The organism is Pseudomonas sp. B329, assembly GCF_023127835.1.
Classification (GTDB): domain Bacteria; phylum Pseudomonadota; class Gammaproteobacteria; order Pseudomonadales; family Pseudomonadaceae; genus Aquipseudomonas; species Aquipseudomonas synxantha_A.
On record NZ_SPKP01000003.1, the window covers coordinates 18,554 to 32,359 of the forward strand.

11 protein-coding genes are annotated in these 13,806 nt (G+C 59.8%); 2 read left to right on the top strand and 9 right to left on the bottom strand.

What is annotated here, in order from left to right; translation table 11 throughout:
- Positions 1-10 precede the first annotated feature (10 nt).
- From E4P00_RS00635 to E4P00_RS00660, 6 genes are all read right to left on the bottom strand, one after another.
- The gene (locus E4P00_RS00635; RefSeq protein WP_032877335.1) at positions 11-307 is read right to left on the bottom strand and encodes a DUF2282 domain-containing protein; all 297 of its coding nucleotides are present in this window, start codon (positions 305-307) and stop codon (positions 11-13) included.
- A 239-nt stretch (positions 308-546) separates the two neighbouring features.
- Positions 547-1,248, bottom strand: a complete 702-nt coding sequence (locus tag E4P00_RS00640; protein WP_005785830.1) for an ABC transporter ATP-binding protein — start codon at positions 1,246-1,248, stop codon at positions 547-549.
- Between the two features lies 1 nt (position 1,249).
- Positions 1,250-2,017, bottom strand: coding sequence for a high-affinity branched-chain amino acid ABC transporter ATP-binding protein LivG (gene livG, locus E4P00_RS00645; protein ID WP_005785832.1), 768 nt, complete (start codon positions 2,015-2,017; stop codon positions 1,250-1,252).
- Positions 2,014-3,267: a high-affinity branched-chain amino acid ABC transporter permease LivM gene (locus E4P00_RS00650; RefSeq protein WP_248130490.1), complete on the bottom strand. Its 1,254-nt coding sequence runs from the start codon at positions 3,265-3,267 to the stop codon at positions 2,014-2,016. Before E4P00_RS00650 ends, livG begins: the two co-directional genes overlap by 4 nt.
- Positions 3,264-4,187, bottom strand: a complete 924-nt coding sequence (livH, locus tag E4P00_RS00655) for a high-affinity branched-chain amino acid ABC transporter permease LivH (protein WP_003193535.1) — start codon at positions 4,185-4,187, stop codon at positions 3,264-3,266. Before livH ends, E4P00_RS00650 begins: the two co-directional genes overlap by 4 nt.
- Positions 4,188-4,414: 227 nt before the next feature.
- Complete coding sequence (locus tag E4P00_RS00660) at positions 4,415-5,542, bottom strand: branched-chain amino acid ABC transporter substrate-binding protein (protein WP_032877333.1); 1,128 nt, start codon at positions 5,540-5,542, stop codon at positions 4,415-4,417.
- 341 nt (positions 5,543-5,883) lie between these two features.
- On the opposite strand from E4P00_RS00660, the gene E4P00_RS00665 reads away from it, so the two are divergent.
- Complete coding sequence (locus E4P00_RS00665; RefSeq protein ID WP_017735930.1) at positions 5,884-6,186, top strand: DUF2288 domain-containing protein; 303 nt, start codon at positions 5,884-5,886, stop codon at positions 6,184-6,186.
- 228 nt (positions 6,187-6,414) lie between these two features.
- Here E4P00_RS00665 and E4P00_RS00670 read toward each other — a convergent pair whose 3' ends face one another.
- Together E4P00_RS00670 and E4P00_RS00675 are read right to left on the bottom strand one after the other, a co-directional pair.
- A complete protein-coding gene (locus E4P00_RS00670) occupies positions 6,415-8,679 on the bottom strand; it encodes a bifunctional diguanylate cyclase/phosphodiesterase (protein WP_248130590.1) in 2,265 nt (754 codons plus the stop codon).
- 138 nt (positions 8,680-8,817) lie between these two features.
- Complete coding sequence (locus E4P00_RS00675; protein WP_032803342.1) at positions 8,818-9,186, bottom strand: YkgJ family cysteine cluster protein; 369 nt, start codon at positions 9,184-9,186, stop codon at positions 8,818-8,820.
- Positions 9,187-9,438: 252 nt separating this feature from the next.
- Here E4P00_RS00675 and E4P00_RS00680 point away from each other — a divergent pair, with 252 nt between their 5' ends.
- A complete protein-coding gene (locus E4P00_RS00680; protein WP_223017683.1) occupies positions 9,439-10,785 on the top strand; it encodes an MFS transporter in 1,347 nt (448 codons plus the stop codon).
- Positions 10,786-10,943: 158 nt separating this feature from the next.
- Here E4P00_RS00680 and rapA read toward each other — a convergent pair whose 3' ends face one another.
- Complete coding sequence (gene rapA / locus E4P00_RS00685; RefSeq protein ID WP_248130491.1) at positions 10,944-13,790, bottom strand: RNA polymerase-associated protein RapA; 2,847 nt, start codon at positions 13,788-13,790, stop codon at positions 10,944-10,946.
- Positions 13,791-13,806 lie beyond the last annotated feature (16 nt).

Consider the following 13,806-nt stretch of genomic DNA (forward strand, 5'->3'; position numbering starts at 1 on the left):
GCACAAGGTTTCAGGATTTGGCAGTGAATTCGGTTTCCTGGCCGAAGCCGGTCGGCGAGGTGGTGCTTGGGGTCTTGGTGCAGGTACCGGCGGGGACCAGCTTCCAGGCATTGGCCTGGTCCTTGGTTTTGGAGGTGCCGGCGCAAGAGGTGCCGGCGCCTGCGGCGCAATCGTTCTTGCCGGCTTCAGCCACGCCGAAGCATTTCTGCATGTCATCGGCTGCGTGGGCAGTGGTGCTCAGGGCAGACAGGCTCAGGGCCGAACCCAGGGCGAGGACGAGGGTGGCGGCGGACAGTTTGGTAGTCATGGTGTGTCTCCAGCAGTGGTTGAATGCGCAGGCTTGATTGCCTGCATGCACCACTAGAGAGAGGGGGATAGAGTTCGTTACAAAACCAGTCGAATTTTTTTCAAGTTACGCAAAACAAAATGTGGGAGGGGGCTTGCTCCCGACGACAGTGTGTCAGGCACAGGACATGTGACTGATATACCGTTATCGGGGGCAAGCCTCCTCCCACATTTAGATCCAGTTTACTCAGTAACCGGGTCTTAACCTCCCAGATATGCCTCTCGCACCTTCGGGTCCGTCAGTAGTTGCTCGCCAGTGCCCTGCATCACCACCCGACCGTTTTCCAGCACATAGGCCCGGTCAGCGATTTTCAATGCCTGGTTGGCGTTTTGCTCCACCAAAAACACCGTCACCCCGTCCTTACGCAGCTGTTCGATGATATCGAAGATCTGCTGGATGATGATCGGTGCCAGGCCCAGGGAGGGCTCGTCCAGCAGCAACAGCTTGGGCTTGCTCATCAGCGCCCGGCCGATGGCGAGCATTTGCTGCTCGCCGCCCGACATGGTGCCGCCGCGCTGGCTGAAGCGTTCCTTGAGGCGGGGGAACAGGTGCAGCACCTTGTCCATCTGCTCCTGGTAGTCGCCCTTGTCGGTAAAGAACCCGCCCATGGCCAGGTTCTCTTCCACGGTCAGGCGCGAGAACACGCGGCGGCCTTCCGGTACCACGGCAATGCTCTTGCGCATGATTTCGGCGCAGTGCCTGCCCACCAGCTCTTCACCCATGTAGCGGATGCTGCCGCTGTAGGCTTGCGGCGAACCGCACAAGGTCATCAGCAAGGTGGATTTGCCGGCACCGTTGGCGCCGATCAGGGTGACGATCTCACCCTGGCGCACTTCGACATTGACGTCGTGCAGGGCCTGGATCTTGCCGTAGAACGTGGAAACGTTTTCGAACTGCAACATTTTACGCTTCCCCCAGATAGGCTTTGATCACTTCAGGATTGTCGCGGATCTGCTCCGGCGTGCCGTCGGCCAGCGGCGTGCCCTGGTTGATCACCACAATATGGTCGGAAATGCTCATGACCAGTTTCATGTCGTGTTCGATCAACAGCACCGTGGCGTTGTTTTCCTCACGCAGCACGCTGATCAGCGCCTTGAGGTCTTCGGTTTCCTTGGGGTTCAGGCCCGCGGCAGGTTCGTCGAGCATAAGGATCCGCGGGCGGGTCATCATGCAGCGGGCGATTTCCAGGCGACGCTGCTGGCCGTAGGCGAGGGTGCCTGCCGGGCGGTTGGCAAACTCGGTCAGGTTGACCTTGTCCAGCCAGTACGCCGCGTATTCCATGGCCTCGCGCTCGCTCTTGCGGAACGCCGGGGTCTTGAACAGGCCCGCGAAGAAGTTGGTGTTCAAGTGACGATGCTGGGCGATCAACAGATTCTCGACTGCGGTCATGTCCTTGAACAACCGCACGTTCTGGAAGGTACGCACCACGCCCTTGCGAGCGATCTCGTGACCCGCCAGGCCCTGGATCGGTTGGCCGTCCAGCAGGATGCTGCCGCCGCTCGGCTTGTAGAAGCCGGTGAGGCAGTTGAACACCGTGGTCTTGCCGGCACCGTTGGGGCCGATCAGCGCCACGACCTGTTTCTCTTTCACGGTCAGGGCCACGCCATTGACCGCCAGCAAGCCGCCGAAGCGCATGCTCAAGTTTTCAACTTTCAGGATCTCGCGGCTCATTTGCGCAGCTCCATGTGTGGACGTTGCATGGGCAGCAGGCCTTGAGGGCGCCAGATCATCATCAGCACCATCATGGCGCCGAACATCAACATGCGGTATTCGCTGAACTCACGCATCATTTCCGGCAGCAGGATCATCACGATCGCCGCCAGGATCACGCCCAGTTGCGAGCCCATGCCACCCAATACCACGATGGCGAGAATGATCGCCGACTCGATAAAGGTGAACGACTCCGGGGTCACCAGGCCCTGGCGCGCAGCGAAGAAGCTGCCGGCGAAACCGGCGAACGCGGCGCCCAGGGTGAACGCGGAAAGCTTGATGATGGTCGGGTTCAGGCCCAGGGCACGGCAGGCGATTTCATCTTCGCGCAACGCTTCCCACGCACGGCCGATGGGCATGCGCAGCAAACGGTTGATCACGAACAGTGCCGCCAACGCCAATAGCAGCGCCACCAGGTACAGGAACACCACTTTGCTGACCGGGTTGTAGGTGATCCCGAAGTACTCGTGGAAGGTCTGCATACCTTCAGCGGCGGTGCGGTCGAACGACAGCCCGAAGAACGTTGGCTTGGGAATGCTGCTGATACCGTTGGGCCCACCGGTGATATCGGTGAGGTTACGCAGGAACAGCCGGATGATCTCACCGAAGCCCAGGGTCACGATGGCCAGGTAGTCACCGCGCAGGCGCAGCACCGGGAAGCCCAGCAGGAAGCCGAACGTAGCGGCCGCCATGCCGGCCAGCGGCAGGCAGATCCAGAAGCTCCAACCCAGGTAGTGCGAGAGCAGCGCGTAGGTGTAGGCACCCACGGCGTAAAAGCCCACGTAACCAAGGTCGAGCAGGCCGGCCAGGCCCACCACGATGTTCAGGCCCAGGCCCAGCAACACGTAGATCAGGATGAGCGTCGCAATGTCGACCGCACCGCGTGAGCCGAAGAACGGCCAGATCAGCGCGGCGATAATCAGGCCGATGATGATGTAGCGCTGGGTGCGCGGCAGGGTCAGGAATTGGCTGACCTTGGGCGACACCAACGGAGCACGGTTGCCCTTGAACAAGGCACCGACCTGCTGGGTGAACAGCACGCGCAGAAACATCAGCACCGAACACAAGGCGATGACGGTCAGGGTCACGGGCCCGGTGCCATGCACTTCCAGGTTGATGCCGACAATGCTCAGCTTGAGGCCGAGTACCGGGAAGGCCACGGCCCATACCAGCAAGGCGCTGAAAAACGCCGATTTAAGATATCTGCTCATACTTTCTCAACCTCCGGACGGCCCAGGATGCCGGTCGGACGGAACAACAGCACCAGAACCAACAGGCCGAACGCGACGACGTCCTTGTACTGGTCGCCGAAGATATCGGCGCCAAAGGCTTCGGCCACACCCAGCACCAGCCCGCCGAGCATGGCGCCCGGAATGCTGCCGATGCCGCCCAATACCGCTGCGGTAAAGGCCTTGAGGCCCACCAGGAAACCGGCGTTGGGGTTGATCACGCCGTATTGCATGCTCAGCAACACGGCCGCCACGGCCGCCAGCGCAGCACCAATGACGAAGGTCAGGGCGATGATGTTGTTGGTGTTGATGCCCAGCAGGTTGGCCATCTTGATGTCTTCGGCGCAGGCCCGGCAGGCGCGCCCCAGACGGGAGCGGGAAATGAACAGTGTCAGGCCCAGCATGGCCACCAGGGTTACCACGAAAACCAGAATCTGCATGTACGAAATCAGCACTTCTTGTGCACCACCTGGGCCGAAGGAGATGCTCCCCGGGATCAGGTTGGGAATGGACTTGTCCTTGGAGTCCTGGGACAGCAATACGGTGTTCTGCAGGAAAATCGACATGCCGATGGCGGAAATCAGCGGGATCAAACGGTTGCTGCCACGCAAGGGACGGTAGGCAACCCGCTCGATACTGTAGCCATAGGCACTGGTCACGATGATCGATGCCAGGAACGCAGCGGTCATCAACAGCGGCAGGGAGTGGATCCCCATCATGGCCAGCCCGGCAAGGGCGATGAAGGCCACATAGGAACCAATCATGTATACCTCGCCATGGGCGAAGTTGATCATTCCAATGATGCCGTAAACCATTGTGTAGCCAATGGCTATCAAGGCATAGGTGCTGCCAATGGTCAGGCCATTAACCAGCTGTTGGAAAAAATGATAGATCTCAGGCATTACAGCGCTCCTAAAAACCCGATACGCATTTCACTGGTGGAGTCATTTCCGGCTCGGTGCCCTGTTCTGTGACCAGGTTGCACGAAGCGTTTGCCAGCGAACCGCTGGTGACGGTTTTAAGATTTTCAGGTGAGCCAGCGCCCGGATCGCGGGTGACATGGCCCATAAACCTCGTAAAACAAAGCCCACTGCTTGCACAGTGGGCTTGTTGACCAGTAACGCCTGGCTTACTGAGGGGAAACTTCGGTTTTTGGTTTACCGAAGTGCCATTCGTAGACCACGAACTTGAAGTCCTTCAGGTCGCCCTTGGCGTCGAAGCTCAGGTCGCCGGTAGGGGTCTTGAAGGTGCCGGCGTGGATGGCTTCAGCCACTTTGGCGGTGTCTTCGCTCTTCGCGGCAGCGATACCGCCGGCGATGACTTCAACCGCGGAGTACGCCGGGAACACGAACGGACCGGTTGGGTCCTGCTTGTTCTTGGTGAACTCTTCAACGATGGCTTTGTTGGCAGGGTCGGTGTCGAAGGATTTCGGCAGGGTCACCAGCAGGCCTTCGGAAGCGCCCTGGGCGATTTGCGAGATGGAGTCGTTGCCGACACCTTCTGGGCCCATGAACTTGGCGTTCAGGCCTTTTTCCTTGGCCTGGCGCAGGATCAGGCCCAGCTCAGGGTGGTAGCCGCCGTAGTAGACGAAGTCGACGTTGGCTTGCTTGAGTTTCTGGATGATCGAGGAGAAGTCCTTGTCGCCGGCGTTCAAGCCTTCGAAGACGGCAACCTTGGTGCCTTTTTCTTCGAGGGTCTTTTTCACGGCGGTAGCGATGCCTTCACCGTACTGCTGTTTGTCGTGCAGTACCGCAACGATTTTCGGTTTCACGTGGTCGGCGATGTAGTTGCCGGCTGCCGGGCCTTGTGCGCTGTCCAGACCAATGGTGCGGAAAATCAGCTTGTAGCCACGGGAAGTGATTTCAGGGCTGGTGGCAGCCGGGGTAATCATGATGACGCCTTCGTCTTCATAAATATCCGACGCTGGCTGAGTGGAGCTGGAGCAGAGGTGGCCGACTACGAACTTGACACCGTCATTGACCACTTTGTTGGCTACGGCGACCGCTTGTTTTGGATCGCAAGCGTCGTCGTATTCCTTGGCTTCAAGCATTTTGCCATCCACGCCGCCCTTGGCGTTGATGTCCTTGATGGCTTGCTTGGCACCCATGAATTGCATGTCGCCGTATTGCGTTACCGGACCGGTCTTGGGACCGGCGATGCCGATCTTGATGGTGTCGGCTGCGAACGAATGGCCGGCAACCCCAGCCAGGACCATAGCGGCAAACAGTTTGGAAATCTGCTTAGTAGCCTTATTCATAGTGCTCCACTCTTACTGTTGTATTTTTTATAGTTCTAGCGGCCTTGTGAGCTGCAGAACCGGATCAGATATCGCGGATATCCCCCCGGTATTGCCCTGGCAACTGTACCGGTACAGTGTAGAGCGCCGGTTGATCAATTGAAAAGCTGGCAACGGGGGGCAAAACCTGAGCGTGTCGCTTAAATGAAAGAAAAAGACAGAATTGCGGCGGGCTTACACCCGTTTTCAAGGTGTTCCCTGGCTTTCCCGGCCCTTTCAATCGCTACCTCATTTGCTACTGGGTTTTTCTGCCTGAGTCAGAAGGCTATGATTGCGCCGATTTTTTACTCAGGTGAACTCCCATGACGCAAGAACCTAGCACCCTCTATGCCAAGCTGCTCGGTGAAACCGCTGAAATTTCCTGGAAGGAGCTAGAGCCGTTCTTTGCCAAGGGTGCCCTATTGTGGGTCGATGCCGGACTGGATTTGATCGAAGCAGCCGAGGGAATGGCTGAAGACAACCGTGATAAAGTCGCCGCCTGGCTGGCTTCAGGGAGCCTTGGCGAAGTGTCTGCAACGCGGGCATTGGACTTGGTGGAGCGTGATCCAAGCCTGTGGGCGGTGGTGGTCTCGCCTTGGATTCTGATCCAGGAAAGGGCGGCGTAAGAATGGAGTGCGCGAAAAAGGTGCGCCTTTTCTGTCCCCATAAGTGTGTAGCGGAGTAACCGCGTTGCCAGTGATGGCACCTTGCCGTAGAGAAAGGTCACAGCCTAGGGTGACGTAAACGTCACGGGAACAGTTCAGGCCGCCGGGAAACCGCTGAAGAATTGTTTCCATGTGTGCCATGGCACTGGCGATTGCAGTCGTCGCACCACCAGCATTCTGATTTGGGCTTCAGCGAATTGGCCTGACAATAGACGGCGGGCAGATTCGCACTGGCGCAGGGTCTTTGGTGGGCGTGCTGTCTTTATTGCCTTCCACGCTGAAGGGGTAGAGCGGATTGCGCATCGCAATGCCTTGCATCACACCGATGATGTCGTTGAACGGCACCGCCGGGCTGAGCAGGTAACCCTGGATGAAGTCACAGTCGTGCTTGAGCAATAGCTCAAACTGCGCCTGGGTTTCCACGCCTTCGGTCACCACCTGCAAGTGCAGGGTGTGGGCCATGCCGATAATCGCCTGGACGATTTCGCTGTCTGCGGTGGATTTGGGGATGTCCTGGATAAACGAACGATCAATCTTCAAGGTGTTAAGCGGCAGGCGCTTGAGATAGGCCAGGGATGAGTAGCCGGTGCCGAAATCATCGATCGCCAGGGAGACCCCCAGGGCGCGGATTTGCCGCAACAGCGCCAGGGTGCTGCTGATATTGCCCATCAGCGCATTTTCGGTGACTTCCAGTTCCAGGCGGTTGGCCGCCACGCCGGCAAAGCGCAGGGCGTCTTCGATTTCATCGGCCAGCTCGTCCCGCGCCAGGTTCAGGGCCGAGCAGTTCACGGCCATGGTCAGCTCGGTGTAGCCCCGGTCAGACAACAGGCTCAGGTCGTGACAGGCCTGGCGCAATACCCAGTGGTCCAACTCGGCGATCAGCCCATTGTTCTCGGCGATCCCGATAAACCGGTCCGGGGCCAGCAACCCATGCTGGGGATGTTCCCAGCGCACCAGTGCCTCAAGACGCGTGACCTTGCCCAGTTTCATGTCGAAGATCGGTTGATAGAACAACACCAGTTCGGTGCGTGCGCGCAATGCGGCACGAAGCTCCTCTTCCAGTTGCAGTTCCAGGGAGGCGCGGGTTTTCAGGTTGGAACTGAAGAAGTTCAGGCTGTTGCGCCCGGTGTCTTTGGATTGGTACAGCGCCAGGTCGGCGGTCTTCAGCAGTTCTTCGCAGGTTTGGCCATCGTCGGGGAACAGGCTGATACCAATGCTGGTAGTCATCACCATGCGGCGGCCGGCCAGTTCGATGGGTTCTTTCATTTTCTGCATGATGCGCTGGGCCATGTGCCGCGCTTCGTCACGGTGATGGATATTGATCAGGATGCAGAACTCATCGCCGCCAAACCGTGCGACCACATCCTCACGGCTACGTATCGAGCCCTTGATATGCCCGGCCAGCACCGTGAGCAACTGGTCGCCAGCGTCATGGCCGAGGCTGTCATTGATGCGCTTGAAGTGGTCAATGTCGAGGAAAATCACCGCCATCATGCCTTGGCTTCGGGTTTTTTCTGCAACTTTCTCCGCGAAGATCTGATTGAAACCACGGCGGTTGAGCAAGTTGGTCAGCGCGTCAAAATGGGCCACTTGTTGCAGTGAGGCGCGGGCCTGGTCGAGTTCGCTGAGCAGCGCATTGACCCGGCGCAGGTCACGTTCCTTGTGCTGCAGTTTTTTGTCTGCCAGAGCTGCGCTGACACCGCTGCCGATCACCAAGAGGGTAATCACCGCCACCGACAGGCCCAGTTGAATCGGATTGTTGTCCACCGGCAACGACAAGTCCGCGCCGCTGGGTACCAACATTTGCATGGCCGCCATGCCGGTGAAGTGCATGCTCAGGATCCCCGCGCCAAGAACCAGGCTGGCGGCGTACTTGAGCAGTTGGTGAAACACCCCGGCACCGTTGCGCAGGTAACTGGACAGCAGCAACGCCGCCAGGCTGGCAACGATGGCAATCGCCACCGAGGCCATGAACAACTGCGATTCAAAGTACACCTGCGCCTGGGAGCGCATCGCCGCCATGCCCACGTAATGCATCAGCGCGATGCCCAGCCCTATCCATACCGCAGCCAGCAGGTATTGGTGCAAACGCAGATGGGCATGACTGAGGGTTTTCATGGCGAACAGCGAGGCGATCAGGGCGATCAACAGCGAGGCAAACGTCGTGAGCAATTCGTAATGAATGGCGATTGGGGCCTGGAAGGCCAGCATACTGATGAAATGGGTCGACCAGATCCCGCCCGCCAGGCAGCCCGCTCCCAGCCAGCGCCAGTGGCGGCGGGCGGTGGGGTCTTCTACATGGCCGACGCGTTCGGCCATGTCCAGGGTGCCGAACCCCGCTGCGCAGGCAACCAGGTACGCCAGTAGCACCAGAAAGGGGTTATGACTGCAATTGAGCAATAAATGCCCGCTGTCTGGAAGGTCGGTGAAAAAATACTGGCCCAGCCATTCCATAGCGTATCCCGTCATAGAGCCACGTCACTGCCAGAGGCGATGACCTACCATGTCGAGTATAGAAGCCTCATGGGATTTGCCATGGGTAATGGCATTTTGATCTCAATTAATTTGTCATGCTGTGCATAGCGTTTGGTGCTAAGCGCTGATGGGCAGGTCCAGTTCAAACGGCGGAGCTTGCAAAGGGGCCAGACCGAAGGCAGCACGGGCAGCATCGCAATCAACGTTCTGCACACCCTGGCTCCAGGAAGCATCGAACTCGCGACACGGGCTCGAACGTTGTGCATAGATCGAGCAACTGGTGCTTTTGCCCACTTCGCCCTCAAGGCTGCAACAGCGCGCAGGTTTTTGATCGGTGCCGATCATTGCCACCCGGGTCGGGTTGATCTGCACCACCAGATCATCGGGCACCGTGCCCCCGGATGAGGCGCACTCACCCCAAAAGAAAGACACGCGAAAGTGTGAACAGCAGGCACCGCAATTCAGACACGGACTGGCTTCGGACATGGGCGTCATCAATAAGAAAGTAGGTTGGGGGTGTTACAGGAAGGCTCGCCATTCTATCCGTGCCATGGCCGTTGGGAAGGGGGGCGCGCACTTATATTTTTGTGGGACAAATCCCCGTGTTACCGGGTGAAATCATGCCCTATCAGCTTTACGAATCATTACAGACAACCCCGCCTCAGCTGACTATGTTGCAGGTACCGGGCAGGATGCATCGGGCATCGTAGCGCTCATAACAATAAAAGAGACGGACCCATGCAGAACTCGACCCAAGCGGCGAATGCCTGGCGCATTCTGTTCCTGCTGTTCCTGGCCAATCTGTTCAACTTCTTCGATCGCACCATCCCCGCGATCATCATCGAGCCGATCCGCATGGAATGGCACCTGAGCGACTTTCAGCTCGGTATCATCGGCACTGCCTTTACCATCGTCTACGCCCTTGCCGGGCTGCCGCTCGGGCGACTGGCCGACACCGGCTCGCGCAGCAAATTGATGGGCTGGGGCCTGTTTGCCTGGAGCGGGCTGACGGCGGTCAATGGCATGGTCGGGAGTTTCTGGACCTTCCTGCTGGTGCGCATGGGCATCGGCATCGGGGAAGCCAGCTATGCGCCGGCCGCCAATTCACTGATCGGCGACCTGTTCCCCGCCCACCGCCGCGCGCGGGCCATGGGGATTTTCATGCTTGGTTTGCCGTTGGGGCTGCTGCTGGCGTTTTTCACCATTGGCGCGATGGTCAAGGCGTTTGATAGCTGGCGTGCCCCATTCTTTATCGCCGCCGTGCCCGGAATGATCCTGGCGGTGTTCATGTTCTATATCAAAGAGCCTAAACGCGGCGCGGCGGAAACCGTGCAAGTGTCCCAGGAGCGTGTCGACCGCCCGATCCGCCGCGTACTGGCGGTGCCGACCTTCCTGTGGCTGGTGCTGGCCGGGTTGTGCTTTAACTTTGCCACGTATGCGTGCAACTCGTTTCTGGTGCCGATGCTGCAACGCTATTTCCTCCTGCCATTGCAGGACGCGGCCGTCGCCACCGGTGTGATCGTCGGCTTGACCGGTCTGGTGGGCTTGACCCTGGGTGGCTGGATTGCCGACAAGATCCATCAGCGGGTCGCCAACGGCCGTCTGCTGTTTGCCGCGTGCAGCTTGATCATCTCCACGGTGACTACCGCCTGGGCCTTGCATGCCGGGCGTATCGAGATAGGCGTGTTTGTCGCGCTGTTCAGTGTGGGCTGGCTGTTTGCCTACAATTTCTATACCTGCGTGTATACCGCGATCCAGGACGTGGTCGAACCGCGCCTGCGCGCTACGGCCATGGCGCTATTCTTTGCAGGCCTGTATTTGCTCGGCGGTGGCATGGGGCCGGTGGTGGTCGGGGCGCTGTCCGATCACTTTGCCCATTCGGCAATGTATGCGGCCGGGGCAGAGCAAATGACTGAGGCGTATAAAGCCGTGGGGTTGCATGACGCCATGTACCTGATTCCGGTGGCGCTGTTCTTGACCATGCTGTTTCTGTTCCAGGCGTCACGTAGTTTTGTGCGCGATGCCAAGCGCATGAAGGATGGGCTGAGTGGGGTTCAAGTGCCGGCTTCTGCGGTAACGGCATGAGACCGAGGTGACCCTATCGGGGGCAAGCCCCCTCCCACATTTGACCGAGTTGTCTGAACTCTACTCGGTCAGTGTGGGAGGGGGCTTGCCCCCGATGAGGCCCTCAAGACCAATAAAAAGGCCCGCACTAAGCGGGCCTCCTAATTGGCAGCGAATGATCAGCCCGCCACCAACACGCGAATCGCTTCCAGTCGCAGCGCCGCCTTGTCGAGCATGGCCAGGCCTTGCTCGCGTTGATTGCGCAAGGCAACCAGCTCGCTGTCACGCACGGTGGGGTTGACCGCTTGCAACGCGGTCAGGCGCGCCAGCTCTTCGTCGGTGTCTGCGGCCAGGCGGCGCTTGGCTTCGGCCACACGCTCGGCGTGACGCGGGGCGATCTTCTCTTCACCGGCATTGATGCGCGGCGTGAGCTGATCGCGCTGGGCCTGCACGAACTTGTTGGCACTGGCCCGTGGCACGCTTTCGAGCTGGTCATTCAAGGTCACGAACGACACCCGACCGGACAGGTCATTGCCATTGGCGTCCAGCAGGCAACGCAAAGCCGCTGGTGGCAGGTAACGGCCCAGTTGCAGCGAGCGCGGGGCAACCACTTCGCTGACATAGAGCAGTTCCAGCAGCACAGTGCCCGGCTTGAGCGCCTTGTTCTTGATCAGCGCCACGGCGGTGTTGCCCATGGAACCGGACAGCACCAGGTCCATGCCGCCTTGCACCATCGGGTGTTCCCAGGTGATGAACTGCATGTCTTCACGCGACAGCGCCTGGTTACGGTCGTAGGTGATGGTTACACCTTCGTCGTCGCCCAGGGGGAAGCTGGCGTCGAGCATTTTTTCGCTGGGTTTCAAGATCAGCGCGTTTTCCGAATGGTCTTCGCTGTCGATACCGAAGGCGTCGAACAGGGTTTCCATATAGATCGGCAGGGCGAACTGGTCGTCTTGCTCAAGGATGTCCTCGACCAGCGCATCGCCTTCACCGGCGCCGCCGGAGTTGAGTTCCAGCAGGCGGTCACGACCGGTGTGCAGCTCTTGTTCCAGGCGCTCGCGCTCGGCACGGGCTTCGTCGATCAAGGCTTGCCACTCGCCGTCGTCGGCGGCTTCGAGCAATGGCAGCAGGCGCGGGCCGAACTGATGCTGCAAGGCGTTGCCGGTCGGGCAGGTGTTGAGGAAGGCGTTGAGCGCTTCGTGGTACCACTGGAACAGGCGCTGTTGCGGGCTGGTTTCCAGGTACGGTACGTGCAGTTCGATCACGTGTTTCTGGCCGATCCGGTCCAGACGACCGATACGCTGTTCCAGCAGGTCGGGGTGGGACGGCAGGTCGAACAGCACCAGGTGGTGGGAGAATTGGAAGTTGCGGCCTTCACTGCCGATTTCCGAACAGATCAGCACTTGGGCGCCGAACTCTTCATCGGCAAAGTAGGCGGCGGCGCGGTCACGCTCGAGGATGTTCATGCCCTCGTGGAACACCGTGGCCGGGATGCCGGAGCGCACGCGCAAGGCGTCTTCCAGGTCCATGGCGGTTTCGGCGTGGGCGCAGATCACCAGGACCTTGGTGCGCTTGAGCATTTTCAGCTGATCGATCAGCCACTCGACACGCGGGTCGAAACGCCACCAGCGGTTTTCTTCCTCGATATCCGGCTGCGCCTGGAAACTGACTTCCGGGTACAGCTCGGCGTGTTCGCCCAACGGCAGTTCGAGGTACTCATCCGGGTTCGGCAGCGGGTAGGCGTGCAGCTTGCGCTCGGGGAAGCCTTGCACGGCAGCGCGGGTGTTGCGGAACAGCACGCGACCGGTGCCGTGGCGGTCGAGCAGTTCACGCACCAGGCGCGCACTGGCTTCGCTGTCGCCATCGTTGACGGCGCTGAGCAGGGCTTCGCCTTCGTTACCGAGGAAACCCTGGATGGTCTTGTGCGCGGCCGGAGACAGGCGGCCCTTGTCGAGCAGCTCCTGCACGGCTTCGGCCACCGGGCGATAGTTTTCGCTCTCGGCGCGGAAGGCTTGCAGGTCGTGGAAACGGTTCGGGTCCAGCAGGCGCAGGCGCGCAAAGTGGCTGTCCTGGCCCAGTTGTTCCGGGGTGGCGGTGAGCAGCAGCACGCCTGGGATCACTTCAGCCAGTTGTTCGACCAGCGAGTATTCGGCGCTGGCCTTGTCTTCATGCCACACCAGGTGGTGCGCTTCGTCGACCACCAGCAAATCCCAGCCAGCGGCGAACAACGCGTCCTGGGCTTTCTCGTCGTCCACCAGCCATTCCAGCGCAACGAGTGCAAGCTGGGTGTCTTCGAACGGGTTGGTGGCATCGCTTTCGATAAAGCGTTCTTCGTCGAACAGCGCGACCTGCAGGTTGAAGCGGCGGCGCATTTCCACCAGCCACTGGTGCTGCAGGTTTTCCGGGACCAGGATCAGCACACGGCTGGCGCGGCCCGAGAGCAGTTGGCGATGGATCACAAGGCCCGCTTCGATGGTCTTGCCCAGGCCCACTTCGTCAGCCAGCAAGACCCGCGGCGCGATACGGTCAGCGACTTCACGGGCGATGTGCAGTTGGTGCGCAATAGGTTGTGCACGCACGCCACCCAGGCCCCACAATGAGGACTGCAACTGGCGGCTGGTGTGTTCCAGCGTGTGGTAGCGCAGCGAGAACCACGCCAGCGGGTCGATCTGCCCGGCGAACAGACGGTCGCTGGCCAGGCGGAACTGGATGAAGTTGGACAGTTGGGTTTCCGGCAGGGTGACCTGCTCGTTCTGCCCATTGAGGCCGTGGTAGACCAGCAGGCCGTCGACGTCGTCGACTTCCTGTACGGTCATTTTCCAGCCTTCGAAATGGGTGATGGTGTCACCCGGCGAAAACCTCACGCGAGTGAGCGGCGCATTCCGTAGCGCATACTGGCGGGGGTCGCCAGTGGCCGGATAGAGCACGGTCAACAAGCGCCCGTCCTGTGCCAGAACGGTGCCTAACCCCAGCTCTGCTTCGCTGTCACTAATCCAGCGTTGCCCCGGTTGATACTGCTGCGCCATGCTGCCTGACTCCCGC

What these genes read in the sequence shown, in the direction of transcription:
- E4P00_RS00635 (WP_032877335.1), bottom strand. Translation starts at nt 307, where the DNA reads ATGACTACCAAACTGTCCGCCGCCACCCTCGTCCTCGCCCTGGGTTCG.
- E4P00_RS00640 (WP_005785830.1), bottom strand. Translation starts at nt 1,248, where the DNA reads ATGTTGCAGTTCGAAAACGTTTCCACGTTCTACGGCAAGATCCAGGCC.
- livG (WP_005785832.1), bottom strand. Translation starts at nt 2,017, where the DNA reads ATGAGCCGCGAGATCCTGAAAGTTGAAAACTTGAGCATGCGCTTCGGC.
- E4P00_RS00650 (WP_248130490.1), bottom strand. Translation starts at nt 3,267, where the DNA reads ATGAGCAGATATCTTAAATCGGCGTTTTTCAGCGCCTTGCTGGTATGG.
- livH (WP_003193535.1), bottom strand. Translation starts at nt 4,187, where the DNA reads ATGCCTGAGATCTATCATTTTTTCCAACAGCTGGTTAATGGCCTGACC.
- E4P00_RS00660 (WP_032877333.1), bottom strand. Translation starts at nt 5,542, where the DNA reads ATGAATAAGGCTACTAAGCAGATTTCCAAACTGTTTGCCGCTATGGTC.
- E4P00_RS00665 (WP_017735930.1), top strand. Translation starts at nt 5,884, where the DNA reads ATGACGCAAGAACCTAGCACCCTCTATGCCAAGCTGCTCGGTGAAACC.
- E4P00_RS00670 (WP_248130590.1), bottom strand. Translation starts at nt 8,679, where the DNA reads ATGGAATGGCTGGGCCAGTATTTTTTCACCGACCTTCCAGACAGCGGG.
- E4P00_RS00675 (WP_032803342.1), bottom strand. Translation starts at nt 9,186, where the DNA reads ATGTCCGAAGCCAGTCCGTGTCTGAATTGCGGTGCCTGCTGTTCACAC.
- E4P00_RS00680 (WP_223017683.1), top strand. Translation starts at nt 9,439, where the DNA reads ATGCAGAACTCGACCCAAGCGGCGAATGCCTGGCGCATTCTGTTCCTG.
- rapA (WP_248130491.1), bottom strand. Translation starts at nt 13,790, where the DNA reads ATGGCGCAGCAGTATCAACCGGGGCAACGCTGGATTAGTGACAGCGAA.